This is a genomic window from Streptococcus cristatus ATCC 51100, assembly GCF_000222765.1.
GTDB classification, from domain to species: domain Bacteria; phylum Bacillota; class Bacilli; order Lactobacillales; family Streptococcaceae; genus Streptococcus; species Streptococcus cristatus.
Genome location: NZ_AFUE01000008.1, coordinates 27456 through 53139, shown reverse-complemented (window position 1 = coordinate 53139; position 25684 = coordinate 27456). Strand labels below are relative to the sequence as shown.

The 25684-nt window shown below is 42.7% G+C and carries 17 protein-coding genes; 4 read left to right on the top strand and 13 right to left on the bottom strand.

What is annotated here, in order from left to right:
• Positions 1–173: 173 nt before the first annotated feature.
• The 3 genes from HMPREF9960_RS06985 to secA are packed head-to-tail and all read right to left on the bottom strand — an operon-like array spanning position 174 to position 4780.
• On the bottom strand, positions 174–1211 hold the full coding sequence (locus HMPREF9960_RS06985; protein WP_005591071.1) for a 3-deoxy-7-phosphoheptulonate synthase: 1038 nt from the start codon (positions 1209–1211) through the stop codon (positions 174–176).
• 1 nt (position 1212) lies between these two features.
• The gene (locus tag HMPREF9960_RS06980) at positions 1213–2244 is read right to left on the bottom strand and encodes a 3-deoxy-7-phosphoheptulonate synthase (RefSeq protein WP_005591072.1); all 1032 of its coding nucleotides are present in this window, start codon (positions 2242–2244) and stop codon (positions 1213–1215) included.
• Between the two features lie 16 nt (positions 2245–2260).
• Positions 2261–4780, bottom strand: a complete 2520-nt coding sequence (secA, locus tag HMPREF9960_RS06975) for a preprotein translocase subunit SecA (protein WP_005591073.1) — start codon at positions 4778–4780, stop codon at positions 2261–2263.
• Positions 4781–5009: 229 nt separating this feature from the next.
• Between secA and queG the strand changes: the two genes are divergently transcribed.
• Entirely contained in the window at positions 5010–6134 is a 1125-nt protein-coding gene (gene queG, locus HMPREF9960_RS06970; protein ID WP_005591074.1) for a tRNA epoxyqueuosine(34) reductase QueG, read from the top strand.
• A gap of 78 nt (positions 6135–6212) precedes the next feature.
• Here queG and HMPREF9960_RS06965 read toward each other — a convergent pair whose 3' ends face one another.
• The 6 genes from HMPREF9960_RS06965 to HMPREF9960_RS06935 all read right to left on the bottom strand — a co-directional run bounded on the left by HMPREF9960_RS06965 (position 6213) and on the right by HMPREF9960_RS06935 (position 19355).
• Positions 6213–6929, bottom strand: a complete 717-nt coding sequence (locus HMPREF9960_RS06965) for a YebC/PmpR family DNA-binding transcriptional regulator (RefSeq protein WP_005591076.1) — start codon at positions 6927–6929, stop codon at positions 6213–6215.
• Positions 6930–7346: 417 nt separating this feature from the next.
• The gene (locus tag HMPREF9960_RS09835) at positions 7347–15710 is read right to left on the bottom strand and encodes a mucin-binding protein (RefSeq protein WP_005592364.1); all 8364 of its coding nucleotides are present in this window, start codon (positions 15708–15710) and stop codon (positions 7347–7349) included.
• Between the two features lie 390 nt (positions 15711–16100).
• Complete coding sequence (trmB, locus tag HMPREF9960_RS06950) at positions 16101–16739, bottom strand: tRNA (guanosine(46)-N7)-methyltransferase TrmB (RefSeq protein ID WP_005591080.1); 639 nt, start codon at positions 16737–16739, stop codon at positions 16101–16103.
• Positions 16736–17530, bottom strand: coding sequence for a cell cycle regulator CcrZ (ccrZ, locus tag HMPREF9960_RS06945; protein ID WP_005591081.1), 795 nt, complete (start codon positions 17528–17530; stop codon positions 16736–16738). The genes trmB and ccrZ overlap by 4 nt, the downstream gene beginning before the upstream one ends.
• 50 nt (positions 17531–17580) lie before the next feature.
• Positions 17581–18627: an ABC transporter permease gene (locus tag HMPREF9960_RS06940; RefSeq protein WP_005591082.1), complete on the bottom strand. Its 1047-nt coding sequence runs from the start codon at positions 18625–18627 to the stop codon at positions 17581–17583.
• The gene (locus tag HMPREF9960_RS06935; RefSeq protein WP_005591084.1) at positions 18624–19355 is read right to left on the bottom strand and encodes an ABC transporter ATP-binding protein; all 732 of its coding nucleotides are present in this window, start codon (positions 19353–19355) and stop codon (positions 18624–18626) included. Before HMPREF9960_RS06935 ends, HMPREF9960_RS06940 begins: the two co-directional genes overlap by 4 nt.
• 67 nt (positions 19356–19422) lie before the next feature.
• Between HMPREF9960_RS06935 and HMPREF9960_RS06930 the strand changes: the two genes are divergently transcribed.
• Together HMPREF9960_RS06930 and HMPREF9960_RS06925 are read left to right on the top strand one after the other, a co-directional pair.
• Positions 19423–19833, top strand: coding sequence for an HIT family protein (locus HMPREF9960_RS06930; RefSeq protein WP_005591086.1), 411 nt, complete (start codon positions 19423–19425; stop codon positions 19831–19833).
• Positions 19834–19842: 9 nt separating this feature from the next.
• Positions 19843–20118, top strand: coding sequence for a hypothetical protein (locus tag HMPREF9960_RS06925; RefSeq protein WP_005591088.1), 276 nt, complete (start codon positions 19843–19845; stop codon positions 20116–20118).
• A 100-nt stretch (positions 20119–20218) separates the two neighbouring features.
• On the opposite strand, the gene HMPREF9960_RS06920 is transcribed toward HMPREF9960_RS06925, so the two are convergent.
• The 4 genes from HMPREF9960_RS06920 to HMPREF9960_RS06905 all read right to left on the bottom strand — a co-directional run bounded on the left by HMPREF9960_RS06920 (position 20219) and on the right by HMPREF9960_RS06905 (position 24573).
• Positions 20219–21574: a bacteriocin secretion accessory protein gene (locus tag HMPREF9960_RS06920; protein WP_005591090.1), complete on the bottom strand. Its 1356-nt coding sequence runs from the start codon at positions 21572–21574 to the stop codon at positions 20219–20221.
• Positions 21575–21588: 14 nt separating this feature from the next.
• On the bottom strand, positions 21589–23742 hold the full coding sequence (gene comA / locus HMPREF9960_RS06915; protein WP_005591091.1) for a peptide cleavage/export ABC transporter ComA: 2154 nt from the start codon (positions 23740–23742) through the stop codon (positions 21589–21591).
• Positions 23743–24106: 364 nt separating this feature from the next.
• Positions 24107–24367, bottom strand: coding sequence for a hypothetical protein (locus HMPREF9960_RS06910; protein WP_005591092.1), 261 nt, complete (start codon positions 24365–24367; stop codon positions 24107–24109).
• Positions 24368–24399: 32 nt separating this feature from the next.
• Positions 24400–24573, bottom strand: coding sequence for a class IIb bacteriocin, lactobin A/cerein 7B family (locus HMPREF9960_RS06905; RefSeq protein WP_005592399.1), 174 nt, complete (start codon positions 24571–24573; stop codon positions 24400–24402).
• Between the two features lie 226 nt (positions 24574–24799).
• Between HMPREF9960_RS06905 and rnhC the strand changes: the two genes are divergently transcribed.
• A complete protein-coding gene (gene rnhC / locus HMPREF9960_RS06895; RefSeq protein WP_005591095.1) occupies positions 24800–25684 on the top strand; it encodes a ribonuclease HIII in 885 nt (294 codons plus the stop codon).

Genomic DNA, 25684 nt, shown 5'->3' with positions numbered 1-25684 from the left:
GTCCTTCTCCCAAGGAGATTGAAAGAAAATCTAATTTCGACAAGGCAAACCGATGAGAATGACACTGAAATGCATCAAAGAGGTTTAACATCATCAAAATTAGATTTTCGTAGAGTATGAGCTTGCCTATATTCATTAGTAGACTTCTAGCAAAGTCTCCTAATCCTTTCTATTTAAGCTTCTTTTTCTAAGGTTTCATAAATTTCCTGAACGAGTTCTTCTGTCTTATCCCAGCCCAAGCAAGGATCGGTAATGGACTTACCAAAGACTTCTGGCTCATTCTGACGGCCATCCTCCAAATAGGATTCAATCATGAAACCACGCACCGCCTTCTTGATCTGCTCATTCCAAGCACAGTTGATCAGAGTCTGACGGATAATCCGGATCTGCTCCAAATACTGCTTGCCAGAATTATCATGGTTGGTATCAATCAGGATAAAAGGATTAGATAGTTTCATTTCTTCATAGCGTTTGATCACATCCAGAAGATTTTCGTAATAGAAGTTAGGCTTGTTCTTACCGTACTCATCTAACGCACCACGCAAAATCACATGCGCAAGAGGATTTCCTAACGTTTCTACTTCCTGACCATGATAAAGGAAGATTTGCTTATTTTGAGCAGCATAGACGGCATTAAACATGACTCCAAGATTGCCAGATGTTGGATTTTTCATACCGACCGGCGCATCAATTCCAGAAGCTACAAAGCGATGTTCTTGGTCCTCAACCGAGCGAGCACCTACGGCATGATAACTGACCAAATCATCTACCAGCACTAGATTAGAAGGATAGAGCATTTCATCAGCAGTAGTCAAGCCCGTCTCAGTAATGACTCGGTAATGAAGCTGGCGCACCGCCTTTAACCCATTGATCAAGCTTGGACTTTTTGAAGTATCTGGCTGGTGAACGAGCCCCTTGTAGCCGTCTCCATTGGTCCGAGGCTTGGCGGTATAGACCCGCATGACGATAAAAATCTTATCTGCCACTTTCTGCTGTAGGTCGGCTAACCGGCGAGCATACTCCAGCACCGCCTCTTCATTGTCAGACGAGCAGGGGCCGATAACCAAGAGCAAGCGTTGATCTTCTCCCTTGATGATGGCGGCTAATTCCTGATCACGCTGATGTTTCTTTTTCAGAGCTTGGTCTGACAAAATCGTTGCAGACTTGATCTGCTCGATATCAATTTCCTGACCTTTTTCTATAAATGCCATATTATTTACCTAGTGTGTCGTATATCTCATGGACGAGTTCGACCGTCTTGTCCCAGCCTAGGCATGGATCTGTGATAGACTTGCCAAAGACTTCTGGTTCATTTTGTCGGCCATCTTCCAAGTAAGATTCAATCATAAAGCCACGAACAACCTTCTTGATTTTATCATTCCAGTCGCGATTGATCAAAGTCTGACGAACAATACGGACTTGCTCCAAATACTGCTTGCCAGAGTTGTCATGGTTGGTATCGATGATGATAAATGGATTTTCTAATCCCATTGCTTCATACTGGGCGATTGTGTCCAGCAGATTATCATAATAGTAGTTCGGAATGTTCTTCCCATATTCATTGATGGCACCGCGCAGAATCGCATGAGCCAAAGGATTTCCACTCGTCTCTACTTCCCGATTGGCAAAGAGGAAGCTCTGTTTGTTCTGAGCCGCATAAATGCCATTAAACATGACATTTAGATTTCCAGATGTTGGATTTTTCAAACCAGTAGGAAAATCCGCTCCACTGGCTACAAAGCGGTGCTGCTGATCTTCAACAGAACGAGCACCGATCGCCATATAGGAAATCAAATCATCTACTAGGGGAAGATTTTCTGGATAAAGCATCTCGTCAGCCGTCGTCATTCCAGTTTCTGAAATCACGCGGTAATGCAGATTGCGAACCGCCTTAATACCGTTGATTAGGCTAGGTGCCGCTGTCGCATTAGGCTGGTGAATCAAGCCCTTGTAGCCATCGCCATTGGTCCGTGGCTTGGCAGTGTAGACCCGCATGACCATAAAGATCCGATCTTTGACTTCTTCCTGAAGAGCTGCCAAACGCTTAGCGTATTCCAAGACAGCTTCTTCATTGTCTGAAGAGCAAGGACCGATGACCAAAAGGATGCGATCATCCTCACCGCGGATAATGGCTTCTAGTTGGCGATCTCGCTCTTGCTTATGAGCTAGAATAGAACCTTCTAACTTAGCAAGCTGACGCACTTCTGCTACATTAATTGGTTGACTAGTTGCTTTAAAGGTCATCTTCTCTCCTTATAAACTACTTCTTGCGGCCATGACAGTTTTTAAATTTCTTACCTGAACCACATGGACATAAATCATTTCTTTTTACAGAGGATAAATCAACATTTTTTGGAAGATTTGGGTTTTGGGCAGCAATGTTTCGAGTAGCTGTCGTGCTGATACTGTGCTCTGTACGTGGACGTTCTTGCTCATGGATCTGTGCTTTCATCATAAGACGAGTCACATCAAACTCGATAGAGCCGATCATATCATTAAACATCCGGAAACCTTCTGCCTGATATTCAACAACTGGATTGTTCTGAGCATAGCCACGAAGTCCCACAGCCTGACGCAATTGATCCAAGGCGTCGATATGATCTGTCCATTTATTATCTACAACTCGTAGAATCAGCACTTTTTGGAACTCTTGAACTGCTTCTTCATCACGGAGTTTAGAAACCTGATTGGCATAAACTTCAGATGCTCGCTCCATCAAGTAATCTTTGATCTCTTGATTTGATTTACCTTCTAAATCATCAGCTGAGATAGAATCCTCTGCTACAAGGTTATATTTAGCAAAATTCAGAATCGCTTCTATCTTTTCATCATGATCTGAATGACTGCTGCCATCCACAATCCGATTAATCGTCCGACGGATCATAGCATGGATTTCTGGAGCCAAATCACGATCTGCTGTGATGACATCATAGCGTTGAGAATAGATGATTTCACGTTGTTCGCGCATGACATCGTCATATTGGAGGACTTGCTTCCGAGTATCGTAGTTATTTCCTTCAACCCGTTTTTGGGCTGCTTCCACCTGACGCGTTAGCATCCGAGACTTGATGACAGACTCTTCTTCGCTCAGATTCATCCGGTCTAGCAAGGCCTTAATACGCTCTGAACCGAAGCGTTTCATCAAATCGTCTTCTAGAGATAGGTAGAATTGTGATTCACCTGGATCCCCTTGACGACCTGAACGTCCACGAAGCTGGTTATCAATCCGGCGGCTTTCATGGCGCTCTGTACCAATGACACAAAGTCCACCCAATTCACGCACACCTTCACCTAGCTTGATATCTGTACCACGTCCAGCCATGTTGGTCGCAATAGTAATAGCTCCACGCTGACCAGCATTCATGATAATCTGTGCTTCTTTATAGTGGTTTTTAGCGTTCAGAACTTCATGAGGAATTCCCGCAGCCACTAATTTTTGAGAAAGATAGTCACTCGTGTCAACCGATACTGTACCGACCAAGACAGGTTGACCTGTTTTGTAGCGTTCCTTGACGTCTTCTACGACTGCTTTAAACTTCGCTTCCAAGCTAGGATACAGCAGATCTGGATGGTCAATACGTTGGACCGGACGGTTAGTTGGAATTGGAATTACACGGATATTATAAATTTCGCGGAATTCTTCTTCTTCTGTTTTACCAGTCCCTGTCATCCCTGACAGCTTTTTATACATACGGAAAAGGTTCTGGTAGGTAATCGAAGCAGATGTCTTTGATTCTTCTTGGATAGGCACAGCTTCTTTTGCTTCAATCGCTTGGTGGAGTCCATCAGAGAAACGACGACCTTCCATTGTACGTCCAGTAAATTGGTCAACAATGAGGATTTCCTGCTTTTCGCTCACGACATAATCCACATCTAAGGTCATAATATAGTTAGCACGCAAGGCATTGTCGATAAAGTGAGTTAAAGCAACATTCTCAAGATCGTATAGATTTTCTAAGTTAAAGTAACTTTCAGCCTTGTCAATACCAGAATCTGACAAACCAATCGTCTTAGATGGGATATCAATGATATAGTCATCTTTTTGAAGTGTTTTCACAAAGCTATCCGCTCTGTAATAAAGCTGATTCGTATCAGAAGCTGTCGGTCCTGACACGATCAATGGCGTACGCGCTTCGTCAATCAAGATAGAATCCACCTCGTCAACCAAGGCATAGTTAAGCGGGCGCTGCACCATATTTTCAGCCCGAACCACCATGTTATCACGCAGGTAGTCAAAACCAATTTCAGAGTTGGTTGAGTAGGTGATATCACAAGCATAAGCTTCTCTTTTTTCCATTGGTGACTTAGATGCTAGGTTGATACCAACAGAAAGTCCCAACCAAGAATAAAGTTCACCCATCTCAGTCGCATCACGCTCTGACAAGTATTCATTGACTGTAACAACGTGAACTCCTTGACCAGATAAGGCATTCAGGTAAACAGGCATAGTCGCTGTCAGGGTTTTCCCTTCCCCCGTACGCATTTCTGGCACATCACCATGGTGAAGGACAATCCCCCCCATAATCTGAACCTTATATGGGAAAAGACCTAAGACACGCTTCGCTCCTTCGCGGACAACTGCAAATGCTTCAAACAAAAGTTGATCTAGCGTTTCACCATTTGCATAGCGTTCCTTAAATTCAACCGTTTTTGCTTGCAATTCTTCATCGGTCAAGGCTGCCATTTCGTCTTCATAGGACATGACCTTGTCCGCCATCTTTTCTAATTTTCTTATTTCACCTTTATCATTTTCGATGATTTTTTTTAAAATATTAGCCATTTTATTCCTTACTCGCTATGTTCTGTTTATAAATGTTTCCTCTCATTATAGCATGTTTCCCCATATCTTTCAAGAAATAATCCATTTAGCAATTGGCTTGAAAGGCTGTCGTTTCTCAATTTACACGCTTAACTGCCTAACTCTTCTTGCACTCAAATTCGCTAAATAATCATGGTTTTCACGAAGTAGTTTCTCGCATAATTCTCATAATTTCGATATAATAATAGCAATGAATATCAAAGAAGAAATTATCAAATTATCAAAAGAAATTGGCATTTCTAAAATTGGCTTCACGACAGCGGATGACTTTGACTATCTGGAAAAGTCGCTGCGTTTGGCTGTAGAAGAAGGGCGAAATTCAGGCTTTGAACACAAGAATATTGAGGAGCGAATCAAGCCCAAGCTGAGTTTGGCCTCGGCCAAGACCATCATCTCTATCGCAGTCGCCTACCCCCACAAGCTCAAGCAACAGCCACAAAAAACAGCTTACAAACGAGGAAAGTTCACTCCCAATAGCTGGGGACTGGATTACCACTATGTCCTACAGGACAAGCTAGATCGGCTTGCAAAGGGAATTGAGGAGTTGACTGCCGACTTTGAATATAAAGGCATGGTGGATACAGGAGCCTTGGTCGACACCGCTGTAGCCCGGCGAGCAGGAATAGGCTTTATCGGCAAAAACGGCTTGGTCATCTCCAAGGAATTTGGTTCTTATATGTTTCTTGGTGAGCTCATTACCAATCTGGACATTGAGCCTGACCAGCCTGTCGACTATGACTGCGGAGACTGCAATCGCTGCGTAACAGCCTGTCCTACCTCCTGCCTCATTGGCGATGGGACTATGAACGCCAAGCGCTGCCTATCTTTTCAAACCCAAGATAAGGGCATCATGGACCTAGAATTTCGCAAAAAAATCAAGACAGTCATCTATGGTTGCGACATCTGCCAAATTTGCTGCCCCTATAATAAAGGTTTAGACAATCCGCTCGCAACTGAGATTGACCCTGAACTGGCCCACCCCGAGCTCCTGCCGTTCTTGGAACTTTCTAATGGTCAGTTCAAGGAGAAATTTGGCCATATAGCTGGTAGCTGGCGGGGCAAAAACATCCTGCAGCGCAATGCCATCATTGCTCTAGCCAACGCCAATGATCGCTCTGCCATTCCCAAACTGCTAGAACTTATCGATAAAGGGCAAAATCCTATCCATATCGCTACGGCCATCTGGGCTCTCAGTCAGCTAGTACGCGAAGCCAATCCTGAAATGATTGAGATGATTCTTGCTGTGAAAAATCCCACAGAAGCTATCAAAGAGGAACAGGAACAATTCCTAAAAAAATTTCACTTAACTAACTAAAAATAAATACAGTCTAATTTAGAAACTGCCTTAGAACGCAGCTTATACTAAATCAGACTGTATTTTTATGTTATTCAATTAGAATCCATCTACGTTGGTGTAGATTTTTTGGACATCTTCATCGTCTTCAAGGACGCTATACAATTTTTCGAAGGTTTCTAAATCTTCTCCTGTTAATTCCACTTCAGACTGAGGAATCATTTCAAGCTCTGTCACTTGGAATTCTTGGATGCCAGATTCACGCAAAGCTACAATTGCTTTATGTAGGTCAGTTGGTGCTGTATAAACTGTGATACTTCCTTCTTCAGCCTCTACATCGTCCACATCTACATCTGCTTCTAAAAGCAATTCAAAGATGCTGTCTGCATCATCACCAGCAAAAACGATAACGCCTTTATTATCAAAAAGATAAGATACAGAGCCGCTAGCTCCCATGTTTCCGCCATTTTTCCCAAAGGCTGCACGGACATTGGCCGCAGTCCGGTTAACATTCGAAGTCAAGGTATCAACGATCAACATAGAACCATTCGGCCCAAAGCCTTCATAACGGCCTTCTGTAAAGGTCTCGTCTGTATTTCCCTTAGCCTTGTCAATCGCCTTGTCAATAACATGCTTTGGCACTTGCGCTTGCTTAGCACGATCAATAACGAACTTAAGGGATGTGTTCAACTCAGGATCTGGTTCACCTTTTTTCGCTGCTACATAGATCTCTACACCGAATTTAGCATAAACTTTTGAGTTTGCGCCGTCTTTAGCTGTTTTCTTAGCTACAATATTGGCCCACTTACGTCCCATTGGAATTTCTCCTTTAACTATTCTACAATTTTAATCTTCCTTATTATAACACAGGAAAGACGAAAAATCATCCAACAAAAACAGGAAAGTCCTCAATTCCCTAAAATTATCTGCTGAAGTACGAACTAAAGATAGAAAAAATTAGGGCAGTAGTTCCTTATACATTTTAGAATACCGAGATCAGTCATTACATTCTCTCGATAATAAAATGAATGATGCTACTAAATTCAAGGTGATGCTCCTTCATTCTCCAGTAAATCTCCTATTTTACTGGAATCTTCTCTCATTTCTTACTACCAAAGTCTGCTAATCAAATAAATAAAAAATCGATAACTTCGTAAAGAAGTTATCGATTTTTGCGAGCTGTTAACTAACCGTCCACAACTCTTCAGTGATTACTATCCAAGCTAGAAAGAATTAATCTTCTTCTTTCAATCTTGGTTTAATCAAGCTGACACCTGCGAGTGTTGCAACAATTCCTAAACCAAGCACTGCTGCTGAAGATGATTTCTCACCTGTATTTGGCAGAGCAGTAGTTACAGGAACTTTCGGTTCCACTGGCTTGTTCGGTACTTGTTTATTTGGTACCGGAGCTGGAGTTGGTGGAACAGGTTTCGGTTCTGGTTTTGGTTCTGGTTTTGGCTCCGGAGTAGGAGTTGGTTTTGGTTCCGGAGTTGGTGTCGGTGTAGGTGGAACTTCTACCTTCTTGTAAGTTACGACTTCATCTGCTGGTTTCGCTGAGTCTGCTGTAACCTTCACATCTGCTACGCTAGCTTTATCTGCTACGTAACCCTTGATGTCTGGTGAAGTTTGTCCCTTGATCACGTCATCTTGTGATGTCCATGGGCCTTTTTCTACGATCGCTTTCGTTACGACGTTGACTTTCAGAATACGCGTGAATTTAGCGCTGTCTGTGAAGCTTGGTGCTGCTTCTTTACCATCTTCGTATACATACTTGATCGTACGGCTCAATTCTTTCACAGCTTCTTGTTGAGCTGACTTGATCTTATCATCTGTCCACTTAGGTCCATCCGGATTCTTAGGATCCATTGGATCGTTTGGTTTCGGTGGATTATTCGGATCGAATGGTACTACGCCTTCTTCCAATTGAACAGTGAAGTTTTGGTCCTTGCTTGCATCATCATCAAAGTTTTGTGGATCCTTGAACTCATCGTTCACAACCTTGTAACCTTGGTTAGTCAATTCTTTCAACTTCGCAAGGTATTGGTCACGGCTAATTGGTTCGCCTGACTTACCGCCTTCTGAGATCTTAGCCAATTCTTTCTTAGCTTGGTCTACGAAGGTGATGGTTGCTTTTTGATCAGCCTTCTTGTAAGTTACGACTTCATCTGCTGGTTTCGCTGAGTCTGCTGTAACCTTCACATCTGCTACGCTAGCTTTATCCGCTACGTAACCCTTGATGTCTGGTGAAGTTTGTCCCTTGATCACGTCATCTTGTGATGTCCATGGGCCTTTTTCTACGATCGCTTTCGTTACGACGTTGACTTTCAGAATACGCGTGAATTTAGCGCTGTCTGTGAAGCTTGGTGCTGCTTCTTTACCATCTTCGTATACGTACTTGATCGTACGGCTCAATTCTTTCACAGCTTCTTGTTGAGCTGACTTGATCTTATCATCTGTCCACTTAGGTCCATCCGGATTCTTAGGATCCATTGGATCGTTTGGTTTCGGTGGATTATTCGGATCGAATGGTACTACGCCTTCTTCCAATTGAACAGTGAAGTTTTGGTCCTTGCTTGCATCATCATCAAAGTTTTGTGGATCCTTGAACTCATCGTTCACAACCTTGTAACCTTGGTTAGTCAATTCTTTCAACTTCGCAAGGTATTGGTCACGGCTAATTGGTTCGCCTGACTTACCGCCTTCTGAGATCTTAGCCAATTCTTTCTTAGCTTGGTCTACGAAGGTGATGGTTGCTTTTTGATCAGCCTTCTTGTAAGTTACGACTTCATCTGCTGGTTTCGCTGAGTCTGCTGTAACCTTCACATCTGCTACGCTAGCTTTATCTGCTACGTAACCCTTGATGTCTGGTGAAGTTTGTCCCTTGATCACGTCATCTTGTGATGTCCATGGGCCTTTTTCTACGATCGCTTTCGTTACGACGTTGACTTTCAGAATACGCGTGAATTTAGCGCTGTCTGTGAAGCTTGGTGCTGCTTCTTTACCATCTTCGTATACGTACTTGATCGTACGGCTCAATTCTTTCACAGCTTCTTGTTGAGCTGACTTGATCTTATCATCTGTCCATTTAGGTCCTTCTGGATTGCTTGGATCCATTGGAGTATCTGGTTTCGGCGGATTATTTGGATTGAATGGTACTACAACCTGACGCATAGTAACGGTGAAGGTTTGATCCTTCTTATCGTCATTATCGAAGGTCTTAGGTCCCTTGAACTCATCGTTCACCACTTCGTAACCCTTGTCTGTCAATTCTTTCAGACGAGCTGCGTAGTTGGTTGTACCGATTGGCTCACCTGACTTACCGCTTTCGACAACCTTAGTCAATTCCTTATTACCGTCAGTTTGGTCTACGAAGCTGATAATCGCTTTTTGGCCATCCTTCACGAAGTTGATTGGTGTATCCTTCGTTGGATCACTTGGAACTGGTGGTGGGTTGTAACCCTTGCTTGGATCGCTCGGATCTTTCGGTGTCAATGGTGTTGTGCCATCTGGGCCTACTGGTGTAGTTCCTGGTACATCTGGAACTACTGGAAGGTCAGTGCCTGGTTTCGTTGGATCTGTTGGATCGTTTGGATATGGAAGATTTGGTACTTTTGGAAGTCCGTCTGGTACATTTGGTACGTATGAACCAAGTTTCTTGTATTGTACAACTTCTTCGCTATCCTTATCATCAGGAGTCACTGTCTTGGCTGCGACATTGGCCTTATCTGCCACGAATCCAGTTACAACTGGTGTAGCTTCTTGAGCCAATTCTTTCGTAGCTGGTGTCCATGGAGTGAAGGTTTCAACGTTCGTTACACGGTTACGTTCACCTGTACGTGTGAAGGCTGCTTCTTGAGTGACAGGAGCTTTCAGAGCTGGACGACCCGCTGTTTGACCATCTGCGTATTCGTACTTGATTGTACGTGATACTTTCTTGTTGAGCTTAGCTGGGTCTGTAATCTTCTCTGTACCTTGACGAAGAGTAACGGTGAAGGTTTGATCCTTCTTATCGTCATTATCGAAGGTCTTAGGTCCTGCGAACTCATCGTTCACCACTTCGTAACCCTTGTCTGTCAATTCTTTCAGACGAGCTGCGTAGTTGGTTGTACCGATTGGCTCACCTGACTTACCGCTTTCAACTACCTTACCAACTTCCTTGTTGTTATCATCTTGGTCTACGAAGGTGATAATCGCTTTTTGACCATCTTTAACGTAATTGATTGGTGTATCCTGTGTTGGATCACTTGGAATTGGTGGTGGGTTGTAACCCTTGCTTGGATCGCTCGGATCTTTCGGTGTCAATGGTGTAGTACCATCTGGACCTACTGGTGTAGTGCCTGGTACATCTGGAACTACTGGAAGGTCAGTGCCTGGTTTCGTTGGATCTGTTGGATCGTTTGGATATGGAAGGTTTGGTACTTTTGGAAGTCCGTCTGGTACATTTGGTACGTATGAACCAAGTTTCTTGTATTGTACAACTTCTTCGCTATCCTTATCATCAGGAGTCACTGTCTTGGCTGCGACATTGGCCTTATCTGCCACGAATCCAGTTACGACTGGTGTAGCTTCTTGAGCCAATTCTTTCGTAGCTGGTGTCCATGCACCGTAAGTCTTCTTGTCAGTTACACGGTCGCGTTCACCTGTACGTGTGAAGGCTGCTTCTTGAGTGACAGGAGCTTTCAGAGCTGGACGACCCGCTGTTTGACCATCTGCGTATTGATACTTGATGGTACGTGTAACCTTCTTGTTGAGTTCTGCTGGATCCTTGATTGCTTCTTTACCATGACGAAGAGTCACCACAAATTGTTGGTCCTTCTTGTCATCGTTATCGAAGGTCTTAGGTCCCTTGAACTCATCGTTCACAACTTCATAGCCCTTATCTGTCAATTCTTTCAGACGAGCTGCGTAGTTAGTTGTACCGATTGGCTCACCTGACTTACCGCTTTCAACGACCTTACCAACTTCCTTGTTGTTATCGTCTTGGTCTACGAATGTAATAATCGCTTTTTGACCATCTTTAACGTAATTGATTGGTGTATCCTGAGTTGGATCACTTGGAATTGGTGGTGGGTTGTAACCCTTGCTTGGATCGCTCGGATCTTTCGGTGTCAATGGTGTTGTACCATCTGGGCCTACTGGTGTAGTTCCTGGTACATTTGGTACCACTGGAAGATCAGTACCTGGTTTTGTTGGATCTGTTGGACTGTTTGGATATGGAAGGTTTGGTACTTTTGGAAGTCCGTCTGGTACATTTGGTACGTATGAACCGAGCTTCTTGTATTGTACAACTTCTTCGCTGTTAGCGTCGCCAGCTTTCACTGTCTTCGCTGCTACATTGGCTTTATCTGCCACGAATCCAGTTACAACTGGTGTAGCTTCTTGGGCCAATTCTTTCGTAGCTGGTGTCCATGCTGTGAAGGTCTTTTCACCAGTTACAGCATTTATTTTACCAGTACGTGTGAAGGTTGCTTCTTGAGTGACAGGAGCTTTCAGAGCTGGACGACCCGCTGTTTGACCATCTGCGTATTGATACTTGATGGTACGTGTAACCTTGCTGTTCAAATCAGCTGGATTCGTATTGTCATCCAAGCGTGGTGTCACAACAACTGTCCAAGTTTGGTCTTTTGTCTTATCGTTATCAAACTTCTGACCATTTGGTTGAGTGAAGCCATCACTTACAAGAGTGTAACCAGCTTGTTTCAATTGTTCGATACGAGATGCTGTTGAGTAAGCTACTGGCTCACCTGACTTACCAGCCACAGAATCTGTGTAAAGAGTCTTAGCTTCAACACCATTCTTACCATCTGTTACGTACTTGATAGAACCACGTTGCTCATCCAAGTTATACTTGACAACTTCTACTGGATTTTCAGAAGTAGGGTCAACAGTCACACCTGGAACTTTTGGTTTGTCCGGACTGTAGCCTGTGATCGCTGGAGATGTCACTTCTGGAAGATTAGCATTTGGTTTATCCCAAGCACCAGGAGTTTTCTCACCTGTCACCTTGTTAACAGAAACTGGACGAGTAAACGTTACTGGTTGAGTAACTGTTGGAGGAAGCGCTGGGCGACCTTCTGTTACACCATCACCATATTGGTATTGAATAGTCCGAGTAACATTTTTCGTTTCTTGTGTTGTTTCAACAACTGGAGTAACGACAACTTTCCAAACTTGGTCTTTTGTCTTATCGTTATCAAACTTCTGACCACTTGGTTGAGTGAAGCCATCACTTACAAGTTTGTAACCTGCTTGTTGAAGTTGAGCGATACGGCTAGCAGTTGAATAAACAACATCTTCACCTGATTTACCTGTAACACCGTCTGTATAAAGAGTCTTAGCTGGAACACCGTTTTGTCCATCTGTTACATACTCAATGATACCGCGTTGATCATCTTGGCTGTAGCTTACTACTTCATCTTCGTTAGGAGATGTAGGAGTAACAGTTGAGGCTGGAACACTTGGTTTGTCTGGAGTGAAACCAGTAACTGCTGGAGAATCAACTTTTGGAAGTTCTTCACTTGGCTTGTTCCATTGTCCAGGAGTTTCAACACCTGTCACCTTGTTCACAGAAACTGGGCGAGTAAATGTTGTTGTTTGAGTAACTGGACGAGGAAGTGCTGGACGACCTGCGGTCACTCCATCCTTGTATTGGTAACGAACGTTACGAGTAACATCTTTTGTTTCTTGTTTTGTCTCAATACGTGGAGTAAGAACAACTTCCCATGTTTGATCTACATTGTTATTACTGTCAAATCTTTGACCGCCAGCTTTAGTAAAGCCGTCGCTAACAAGATCATAACCCAACTGTTTAAATTCGTTGATTTTCGCAGTTGTTGTATAGTTTACAGGTGTATCTGACTTACCAGTTACGTTGTCTGTGTGAAGGGTCTTAGCTGGAACACCATTTTTACCATCTGTACGGTAAACGATGCTTCCCTTTTGATCTGCAGCTGAATAGCTTACAATTTCACGCCAACTTGGATCTGTTGGAGCAACAGAGGCTGAATTTACACGTGGTTTGTTTGGTGTAAAGCCTGCTACTTCTGGGCTATCAACCGCAGCAACATTTTGACGGCTAGGTGTCCAGTTGCCGTATGTCTTCTTACCAGTTACTGGATCTTCTGATACTTGACGAGTAAATTGAACTGTTTGTTCAACTGGTTGTGGAAGAGCTGGACGATTTCTAGTCACACCATCTTCATATTCGTAAGCGATTGTACGAGTAACGTCTTTTGTTTCAGTTGTTACTTTTGGATTATTCTTACGGTATGAAACAATTTCACGCCAGCTTGGATCTGTTGGTGAAACAGTAGCTGAATTTACACGAGTTTTATTTGGTGTAAAGCCTTGAATTGCTGGTGTATCAACCGCATCTACAGTTCGAGTGCTTGGAGTCCAGTTGCCGTATGTCTTCTTACCAGTTCTTGCATCTTCTGACACTTGTCGTGTGAATCGTACATTTTGTTGTACTTCACGTGGAAGGGCTGGACGACCTGAAGTCACACCATCTTCGTATTCATAAGCAATTGTACGAGTAACATCTTTGGTTTCAGTTGTTACTTTTGGAGCATTCTTGTCGTAGTAAACCGTTACATCACTTGGAGTAGAATTTGGATTTACTGTAACTCCGGGAACAGTTGCTGTATCTGGAGTATATCCTGGGACATCTAGAGAATCTACAGGTGCAAAATTCTTAGATGCAGGACTCCATGGACCTGGTCTACCACCTGTCACAGTCCGAGTGAACTCAGCTGTTTGAGTGTAAGCTGGCGGAAGTGTCGGTCCTGTCACACCTGGTTTATATTTATAATAAATAGTACGAGAGACTGTCTTCTTTTCTGTCTTCGTATCAGTTGCACCTCTACGGTAAACGTAGGTTACTGTACCGTTGGTACCCCAGTCAGCCAGAGTTCCTGAAGGTGGCAAGCTACCTCTCTTCATTCCAATGAAACCATAGCCAGGAATCGTCTTCTGTTCAGTGGTATAAGGCTTAGCCTTGAAGGCACCTTGTGGATAAGTTACTGAGCCTTCAGCGATTTCTCGACCTTGCTCATCTTCATAACGTACGTCAACAGAGGCACTTTGATAGAAGTCGAAGCGTTTGATTTGGAACTGTTGCAAGTTCTTGTAGTTACCAGTCGTCGCCGTAACCACCATGGACATCAGTTGTTCTGGAGTAGAAACTTTCTTCTTCCATTGCTTAATCCCAAGATTACTTTCGTAAGAGACAGTTAATTCCTTGGTTACACCGTCATACTGGATAGCAAATCTGTGGAAACGACCATCCAAGTCACTTGAGTCTAGACGTTGAGCACTACCAGCATCTGTCTCAGCCCACCAGCGGTCATACTCACCACCAGTGAAGATACCTCCACCACGAACTTTTTTATGAGTAGTATTTACCCAGGCACCAAATTGTCCCAGACGAGGGTCTTCCGCCCAACCATATTGGAATGAGTCCGTATTGCTAGTATCAAAACGGTTCCCTTTCGGTGGTGTGTGGACGTTCCAGAAAGTATCCAGCTTGAAACCATTCGCGTTACGCAAACCACCAATACCAAGGTTACCACCATCGGCACCTAGGTCTGTTGTATTCCCTGTATGGAAGGCAAAACCAATACCATCGGCACCATAGCGTTCCTGAGTCTTATCACCAAGGTTAACTCCACCAGTCAGCTTAAAGCTTTGGTTCATATTGATCTTACTCTTCAGACTGAAGTTACCTGTCTTAGAGGTTTCATCTGGAGTAAGGGTTACGATACCATCATATTGGTTATAGGTAGCTGAACCATTCAATCTGAAGTAGTCAAGGAAGTTTTCTTTCGTTACAGTTGTTTTTCCTGTTTGCGGGTCAAACGAACGGAAGCCGCTTTCTCCCGATTTACGGAAATCAGCGTAACCTTTATTTACTTCGTTTTGAGCAGCTGCTAATGTTGAGTTAGCTTCGCTTTTGGCTACTGCATTTGCTGCTTGGCTAGCTGTTGCCAAACTAGCTGCTTGGCTAGCTGCCTTTTCAACTGATACCTTAGCAGGTTCTACAGCGGCAGTTGACTCTGCAGCTGCTTCAGATGAAACTGCAGTTGACTCTGCAGTAGCTGAAGTAGCTGGGCTAACTCGAGCCTCAGACTGAGTTGCAGCAGTTGATTGGCTAGTCGCTACTGAAGCTTTAGATACTTGTGAAGTAGCCTCTTTTAAAGCTGCTTCACTTTTTGAAGCAACTTCTGATTTAACAGTTTTTTCTTCCACTTTGCTTGATAGGTCTTCAGCAGAGGTAGAAGATGCTGTAGATGCTGCATTTGAAACTGCGTTGCTTTCAGCGACAGTTGCTACGGTAGAATTCTTTTCTATGGCCGACTCGGAGTCAGAATCATTCGCTCCCGAATCTTCTCCTGAATCTGGCACAGAGGTCGTTTTCTCCGTAGAGGTGCTTGAAGAATCCGTCTTAGCTAACGTATCGGCTGAAACGACATTCCCCCCAAAGAACATGAAAGCTGCGACTGCTACAGAAGCCACGCCCACATTAAACTTACGGACTGAGTATCGAAGTCGTTTCTCAGCACTCGCACGGTTTAATCTGCGTCTCGCATTTTTATCCATGAACATCTCTCCTTTTTAAAATATAGTTCAACCACCTATTACTCAACACCTTAACGCCTGAGCAGCAAAGTATTTTATAACATATGATTGGTGGTTCTAATGTCAAAGTTTAGACATTAAACCATACTAATAATTATACCGCTTTTTTCCTATTATATCAAGGATTTCGCTGTCTAATTTTTTTCTGTAATAAAAGTGTAATATCATATTATAGGGATAGCCAAAAGCTTTAGCAACGCCGTTTCAAGAGAGTGAAAATAACAAAAAATGATCTTGATAATTTGATGATCAAAACAAAATAAAAGAGCCCCTGCAGGGCTCTATCCAACAAAAGTCAGTCATAAAATCCGACACTTAAGATAGAAAACCTGTTTAAGACTCTCTTTATTTTTATTGAAATTCTGCTTCGACTCGGTAAATAACCTGACCCTTGCTAGAGAATTTTTGTTCATATTCAGTTAGGACATTGCCTTCAAAGTCACTGGCATGAAGATCTAGCCAAACACCTTTGAGAACCATGCCATACTGCGAAAAGCTGACTAAACTGTACTCAAACAAGCCACGATTATCCGTCTTGAAGTGGATTTCACCTTTTTCTGGCAAAATTTGCTTGAAGGTATCCAAGAAAGACTTATAGGTCAACCGACGTTTTTCATGCCGTTTCTTAGGCCATGGATCAGAGAAATTCAAGTAAAGTCGGTCAATTTCTCCGTCTGCAAAATAGTTGGTCAATTCCGAACCATCCACCCAAAGTAGCTTGATATTGGGTACACCAACTTCCAAAACCTTATCCAAGGCGTAACTGAGGACAGACTTCTGAATGTCAATCCCGATGTAATTGATGTCTGGATTAGCCTTGGCCATCCCTGTGATAAAAGCTCCTTTACCACTCCCAACTTCAACATGGATCGGATGGTCGTTTCCAAAAATTTCTCGCCACTTTCCCTTGGCATCAACTGGATTTAGAACCACATAGTGGGGGTTCGCTTCTAATAGTTCAGTCGCCCCCTTACGATTTCTTACTCTCATCTTACCTTTCCATACTTAGAACGGAAGTTGCGTAGAGCGTAAATCTCCCGGTTCACATTTTCTAAATCATTATTTTCGTAATATTTAGCAATCTGCATCAGATAAGAGTATTGACCAAACCAATACAATTTTTTGATAACCTTGTCATTGTACTTATAACCGTAGTAGGTCAACCACTCCTGCCAATTGGTATCTGGGATATAGTGACTCAATATATGAGCAACATCCAACATTCTGTCCGTCAGCCGAACCGAATCCCAATCCACCAAATAAATCAAGCCACTGTCCGTCTGAAACCAGTTGCTATGACGCACATCACCGTGGACAATCGTTGCATAGTCTTCACGAAAAGCAGGTACCGTTTGCCGCAAATCACGAATAATAGATTGCAGGTACTGATTGTTCCTCAAAACGACCGGCGCTTGATTGAGCCAGCTATTGATTAGATCGATTGGCGTTTCCAAAATATAACCCAATTTGGCCAACTGAGTCATCAGAGGCTTCGACCGATGCAAACGCGTTAAAATATTGATCACTTGCTTTTTAGACATATCATTAGGCGTTAAAATAGCGCCTGAAAGCCATTCTTGGCCACTCATGACATTGCCATCTGGCAAGCGTCGACTCCACAGAAGTTGCGGAGCAATTTGTTCTCTGGCTAAGCCTGCCAGAATCGGGGTCGTATTCATCTTGACGAAAACTCGCCCCCCGTCTGGATAAGTTCCCATATAGGCCTTTCCGCTCTTACCAGCTATTGGTGTCAGGGCTAGCTCGTTATCAACCAAGACCATGATTCCCCTCCTTAAAAAGTTTCCTCACTATTTTACTAATTTTCATTCTTTTAGTCAACCAATCTTTTTAGTTTATATGGCAAATAGACTAGATACAAAAAGATTGTCACTCCAAGCATTGCTAACACTGCCATCTTATCTTGGAAAAAGAGCACTGCCACTAGCGTTTCAAAAAGCAAAACACTATGTCCAATCCCTATAATAACCTGTCTTGCACCCTTGATTTTAGACTTACTATCCACCGGGAAAAGCTGGGTTAGATACTGATAATCAAAGGCTTCATACAAGGCCAACAACTGAAAGAGCAAAAGATAGTTGAAAAGAAAGACAAAACCTGCAACAATCCAAGACTGGCTGACGAAGACAATCGTCAAGAGGGCTAAAAATAGGAGACGCAAGGTCAGAGGGAATAAATCGCCATTGCGAAGATAGGAGCGTAAAAACATATTTTGCCAAGTCTTAGCATGGGTCTTAGGCAAAAACCTTGTCAACCCGTCCAAGTAAGCCCTTCTTTTGACACTATTAGAAATGCCTTTCACATTTGTAAAGAGGGCAAAGAAACGAAGAACTTTCTGCTTACGACCTTCCTCAGCTGCAATTGCATATTGCCAATTGAGACGGTCAGACAAGAAAAAGCGACGCCCCTTGAATTGAAAGACCAGCCATTTTAGCAATAACATAAGGAGGCAGTACAGCCCAAAGCCCCAGATTGGCAAACCTAGAGCCAAAAACAGGGGCGCTAGCAAGATCAGCAACAAGGTTTGCAGCAGACCAAAGAGGATATAAGAACGCTGGATTTGTCCGTTGACAAACTCAATGACCGCCTGCTCCTGCACTAGCAAGAAAAGCATATCTGGCTTCTCAAGATAGGTTGCAATACTGCCAAAAGGAAGAATGAGCACAGAGAATAAGACTAATCCGGCTACGATCGGCCAAGACTGACTAGGAAAATTCCGCAGCAATTGATTGTACTGAACCGCCAAAAATCCGAGAAAAATCAATAAAAACAAGACAAAGTGATCATTGAGAACATAGCGCAGATACTTCAGACAGCGCTGACGGAAATCTTGCTTGCGTTTAGAAAATACTTCTTTCATAGCGCAGCCTCTTCCGTCAAGGCCAGATAGATGTCATTGAGACTAGCGTCCGGCATCTGAAATTCTCCTCGCAACTCAGCTAGATTGCCTTTGGCGCGCACCTGCCCTTTATGCAAAATCACAAAGCTATCACACATCTTCTCAGCTGAGTCCAAAACATGGGTACTCATGAGGATGGACTTACCTTTTTTCTTTTCCTCATCCAAGAGCTGGATAAGGTCTGCAATAGCTACCGGATCCAGCCCCAGAAAAGGCTCATCCACGATAAAAAGACTAGGATCTACCACGAAAGCACAGATAATCATGACCTTCTGCTTCATCCCCTTAGAGAAATGCACTGGAAACCAGTCCAACTTATCCTTGAGTCGGAAGATAGTTAAGAGGCGCTCCACGCGCTCAAAAGCGACTTCCTGCTCAATATCGTAAGCCATGGCAACCGTTTCAATATGCTCACGCAGGGTCAACTCCTCATAAAGGCTCGGTGTCTCTGGGATAAAGCCAATCTTCTTACGGTAAGCGCTAGGATTTTTTCCCAGCTGCAAACCATCAATCCGAATTTCTCCCTTGTAAGGTGTCAATAAACCGATAATTTCATTGATGGTAGTGGATTTACCAGCACCATTGAGACCAATTAAACCGACCAGCTGACCATCGCCCACTTCAAAGCTGACATCCTTTAAAACCGGGATATTTACATAGCCGCCCGTAAGCTCTTTGATTTCTAACATATTTTCTCCAAATCTGGTATAATAGTTCTTATATTATAACAAAATCTAGCGAATAGAGGTATCATTTATGGCTGATTGTATTTTTTGTAAGATTATTGCAGGGGAGATCCCGTCTTCTAAAGTTTATGAAGATGACCAGGTAGTTGCCTTTCTAGACATTTCTCAGGTCACTCCAGGCCATACTTTGGTCGTTCCCAAGCAGCATTTCAGAAACCTCCTAGAAATGGATGCAGACAGTTCTAGTCAGCTCTTCGCTCGTGTCCCAGACATCGCCCGCAAGGTCATGAAAGCAACAGGCGCCAAGGGCATGAACATCCTTAACAACAACGAAGAAATCGCCGGCCAGACCGTCTTTCATACCCATGTCCACCTAGCTCCTCGCTATGAAGAGACAGACGGTTTACAAATCAGCTTTGAAACCCACGAACCAGATTTTCCAGCCTTAGCTCAATTGGCTGAAAAGATTGCTCAAGCTTAAGGAGGAACTATGAAATTTTCAAATCTTATGCTGTTCACAGGTGCCGCCTGGACCAGCTACCGATTGGTCAAAAACCGGAAGACAATTAGCCAAGAAGTCGTCGAAACATCTGATATCCTAGATAAAATTCAGGATAATTTAGCTAACATCCAGCACAATCTCGCCATTATCCAAGAACAGCGAGACAATATCAAGGAAATGGCTCAGGACTTGACTTACAAATACAAGATTTTTGAGAAACAAGCCCAAGCTCAAATCACGCAAATACAGGACATCTGGCAATAGAATTCCCCTCTCATAACAAGAAAAACCATGGACACAGCCATGGTTTTTTTCATATTTGAGAGATAAAAACTTCAATCAAAACTTATCAACTATTCTTCCTTTAGTCCTTTCTCAAGAATTGATCCAAGTAATAGTCAAAGTAAGTTTTGCTTCCTGTGATGACTACTGCACGACCTTCAATACCATAACGCACCTTCTTGGCTTGAGCACCCGTTAAGGTTATTTCAGCTTCCACCTTAAAGAAGTTTCCTTTTTCCGTTTTCGTTGCATTGCTGTCAATGTTTGAAATTTTAGATTTGAGAACAAATTCTTTATTATTTCCATCCATTGCAGTGAAACGCAAAGTCTCACCTTTTTTCAGACTAGCAACATCTTTTGAGGTCACATAGGTTGTGATAACGACCTTTTTTTCCTTGGTCAAAACAGGATACAACTGAGCGAGTAACTTCCCTTCGGGAACTAGATTCGCTCCTGCTGTTTCAGGATTTAGGTGGAGAATACCATCTTCAGTTGCTGTGATCATGCCCTTTTGAGTGATACCACCTTGCACCTTGAGATTGTTTTCAACTTCTAAAATCTTTTGATTCAAGGCCGTCAATTCTTGACCAACTTTAGTCAACTGCTGAGCTTTCAAAGACTCAAGCTGACTATCCAAGCTCCCAGAATAAGCCTGCTGAGCACCAGAGCCCGCATACTGCACCCGATAACCTGCAAGAGCTGATTCAAACTGAGAAATCTGACTATCAATTTGCGAAAGAACCTGACTCTTTAGCTGACCTTGACTATCTGCAGCGGCTTGTGTCTCATAAGCCTGATAGATGCTATAGCCAGCATTAGTCGAAGGGACACTTGTCCCATTTTGGATAGCATTTCTAAGGGTCTGATAATCTGCTAATTTGGCATTTGTTTCATTGATCAAATTCCCCAGCTCGGCCTGTGAATTACTAGCTGCTGAATTTTGAGAAGCAATGGTCGAATTTTGCTGTTCGGTATTACTACGGATACTCGCAGCTTGGTTCTTATAATCATTAAATGCTTGCTCATAGCCGAAGCGATCCTCTCCTGAAAACTGGCTAGTCCCCGTCTTCAGACTTTCTTGCAGCAGCTCCAACTGACGTTTTTGCTCCTTCAAGCTTTCTACTTGAGAGGAGAAAGTTTCTTTTTGAGTATTTTCACTATCAGACTTATACTGAACTAAAAGATCCCCTTTTTTTACAACCTTATTTTCCTTCAAATTATTAGTGACAATGGCATTGTTACTGGTTGATTGGATGTTGGCTAGAATCTTGCTAGGTTCAATAGAAGCACCTGAAGTAATAGTGATTTCTTTTTTAGCAAAGAGAGAGAATAAGACCACAAAAATCAACAAGAAGAAAGTCGGTAAAATCACGCGCACAGAAAAGCTAGAATATCTACGGTTATAAAATTCGGCACTCTCTAAGTAATGTTCTTCCATCTTCTTTCTCCTTTCTAACTATTCACCAGATGAGCATAGAAACCATCCTGAGCAACCAACTCTTCATGCGTCCCTTGCTCCACGATTTCACCCTTGTCCAGAACAACCACTTTTTCAGATCGCTCCGCAATGGTCAATCGATGGGCAATGAAAATGATGGTCTTGTCCAACTCCAAAAGGTTGTCAATGATCTTTTTCTCTGTCAAGATATCCAGATTGCTGGTCGCCTCATCAAGGATCAAAACAGGAGCATCGGTCAAAAGAGCCCGAGCCAAGGCCAAGCGCTGACGCTGACCACCTGAAATTCCTGAACCATCCGATGTCAATTCTGTTTGGTAATTCAAAGGCATCCGTTCAATATCTTCACGAATTTCCGCAATTTCCAGCGCTCGAATGATTTCTTTCTGAGTCGTTCCGGGTTTTGCACCTAGGAGAACATTCTCCAAAATGGTACCATTAAAGACATAAGGCTGTTGCGGCAAGTAATTGATATGACGGCGCAAGACATGCTTGTCAATCTGATTGAGGTTGATATTATTAACCAGAATTTCTCCCTCGTTTGGATCGTAAAAGTTCACGATCATCTTGGCAAGAGTCGTCTTTCCAGAACCAGAAATTCCCACAAATGCCACCTTGCTGCCTCTTTCAATGGTCAAATTAATATCCGACAGAACATTTCGTCCATAGCCATACTTGTAGCTGACATTTCGCAACTCAATGTCGCCCTTGGTCATGCTCAAATCACGGATCGCTTTTTTATCCATAAATTCAGAGTCAACCAGATAAACCTCGTTCAAGCGATTATTGGCAACTTGGGCAGTCTGAAGCTTGGTCTGTAAATTGATAATATTTTCCAGCGGATTTGTGAAATAAACCAGCAAAGTATTATAAGTAATCAACTGCCCCAAGGTCATTTTATTGTCCATTACCAAAAGGGCTCCCATCCAAAGGATTGCAACATTCAGCAAGAGCTGAGCCGTCTTCTTCAAGCCGATTTGGATATTTTCCATCCGACTATAGGCAAATGATTTCTTCAGATAGTCAACAAATTCTCTATCAATCTTTTGATAGCGGAAATCTTCACTTGTCAAGGATTTGATCGTCTCAATACCATTGATATCTTCGATAATAGAAGAAGACAGAATGGCATTGGATTCCATCGTGTCGCGATTCATTTTTTCAAATGGCTTCATGAAAGCGAAAATCACGACGATATAGATAGGCAGCGAAAGCAAACTGATAAAGAACAAATAGAAGTTTTGTGAGAACAAAACAATTGCCATGACGACAACGATAGACACATCCAAAAAGATGGACAGAATAGTACTAGCTAAGGCATCAATGATACTATTGGCATCGTTGAAGCGCGATACGATTTCCCCTGTCCTTCTCGTCGCAAAAAAAGACATGGGTAGATGAAAGACATGCTTAATATAGGACAAAATCACATCAATCGAAAGGCGTTGGCCCAATATGAGGAGCAGATAGCTCTGAGCATAAGTCAGGACCTGTTGCAAAATGTAGACGACTATTAGACCGAGAGAAATAATTCCTAAGGTATTCCTCATCTGATTCGGTACGTAAGTATCAATAATCCCCTGCATGTAGTAAGAGCCCACGATATTGATAATCGTCACCAGCATCGTTGCAATAACGATATTGGCAATCAGTCCCTTTTGTTTCATTAAAATCGGAACAAAAGACCAGAGACCGTTTTTCTTTTCCTTGTGTGGTCTATATTCTGGCGCTGGGGCGATGAAAATAGAGACACCTGTCCACTCTTGCGCAAACTGTTCCTTAGAAAGCTTGGTCATTTTTACAGCCGGATCTGGATCCGCAATATAAACCGAATGTTTATCGTGCCCAGTCACAACATAATAGTGAAGCAATTTCTTGTCTTTGATAACATGGGCGATAAAAGGATAAACGATGCCCTTCATGTCAAATAAAGACATATCCGCTTTAAAGGCTCGTGTTTCAAAACCTAACTCTTCCGAAACCTTCACTAGCCCAAAAGCAGTTGTTCCCCTCAAGGTCGTTTTGGCCATTTCACGCAAACTGGCCAAAGAATAATAGGAACCATAATAACCATAAATCATGGCCAGCGCTGCTACACCACAATCTCTCGCGTCAACTTGAGCTCTATAATGACGCTTTGTAAATCTCATACAAACTCCTTTATTCACAAAAGTGTAAATTTGCTTTTATGGAGAGCGACCCTCGCATAAAAACTCCTAATTAGTAAACATACTATTCAATAAAAACTGCTTGTCAACTTTATCCATAGCGGTTCTCTCCAGCAAAAAACAAGTATAAATTAGGGAGAAGAACTTTCATAACAAGCAAAAAATAGATATCTCTATCATACACTAATGTGGCGTATTTTTCCAATGGTATCAGTCGTTTTACTCCATGTAAACATAAAATTACTTAAAAAACAGACATAAAGTAACTTTATCAGACCATTCTACATTAAAAAGCCTCTTGTCCAAATCAAGACGAACAAGAGGCTCTATGTCGAAACACAAAATATTAGTTAAAAACGTCTGGACTTGCAGCACCACCGTTGTTAGCACCACCACGATTGCTAGAGCCAGAACGTGATCCAATTCTAGAACGAATACGACCATATGCACGAATAGCAAGTCCACGTACAGTGCGACCAACTTCACGACCGATATCAAATACGGCACGTACAAGGTCACCACCGACCCATCCACCTTCTACTTCAACCAATTCAGCTTCAGTAAGTGGCATAAATTTTTGATCCAATGATTTAAAATCTTTGTTCATGAAATTCACCTTCTTCTATTTAAAATATTAAATTAGCTGAAAAGTCCTACTAAGAAGCCTGAAACCAATGAGCCACCCAAAATAGCCAATGATACTGTGAAAATGTCAACAGGGATACCGTAGAATGCCCATCCACCGTCGATCATCATCATTTCTTCTTCAGTCAACGCAGCAAATTGGTTGTCCATCATAGCAAAGTTTTCCATATGTGTTCTCCTTTTTTACAAGGCCTTCTTAACCTTGTTAATATATTGTTTGCGGTCAGTTTTTTTTCAAACATTGACTCAACACCTATATTATACAACAACCATATGTGGTTCAACATGACATTGATGTCATGTTTAGAAGAAAAATGTGTAATTTTTTCATAATCTTTTAAATATCCTATTTTTCCCATTTTCCCTAGTTTCATTTTGTGGTACAATAGGGGCTATGGAAAGTATTACTTTGAGTCCTAAACGAGCAGAAATTGAGGCTTTTGTCCAGAAATATCAAGACAAGCTTGTGCCTAGTAAAAATCAGTATATCCAATATCTACTGAAATTGAACCAGGCAACTGTCAGTATCTATACTTCTGGCAAGGTTCTTTTCCAAGGAGAAAAAGCTGGTCACTATGCTGCTTTTTTCGGCCATCAAGCCGAGGAAGCCAGCAAGACTTCTCAGAAGATCTCCCTTATAGGTACGGATGAGGTCGGAAATGGCTCTTACTTTGGTGGTTTAGCAGTTGTTGCTTCCTTTGTCAGTCCAGAACAGCACGCTTTCTTGCGTAAGTTGGGCGTGGGCGATTCGAAGGCCTTGACCGACCTTAAGATTCGGCAACTGGCACCGATTTTGAAAAAGGAAATCCAACATCAGGCTCTGCTCCTGTCTCCAGAAAAATATAACGAAGTGGTTGCCTCTGGTTACAATGCCGTATCTGTCAAGGTAGCTCTTCACAATCAAGCCATTTATCTGCTGTTACAAAAAAGGTTAAGACCAGAAAAAATAGTTATCGATGCCTTTACCAGTCAGCAGAATTATGACAAATACCTACAAAATGAAAAGAATCATTTCCCTAATCCTGTTAGTCTCATTGAGAAAGCGGAAGGAAAGTTTCTAGCTGTCGCTGTTAGCTCCATTATCGCCCGCGACCTCTTTCTGGAAAATCTGGAAAATCTGAGTCAAGAGCTTGGCTATACCCTTCCGAGTGGAGCTGGAAGCAAGAGCGACCAGGTTGCTAGCCAAATCCTCCAAGCCTATGGAATGGCTGGCCTCCAGCATACCGCTAAACTTCATTTTAAAAATACAGAAAAAGCTAAAAAGCTCTTAGAAAGGTAG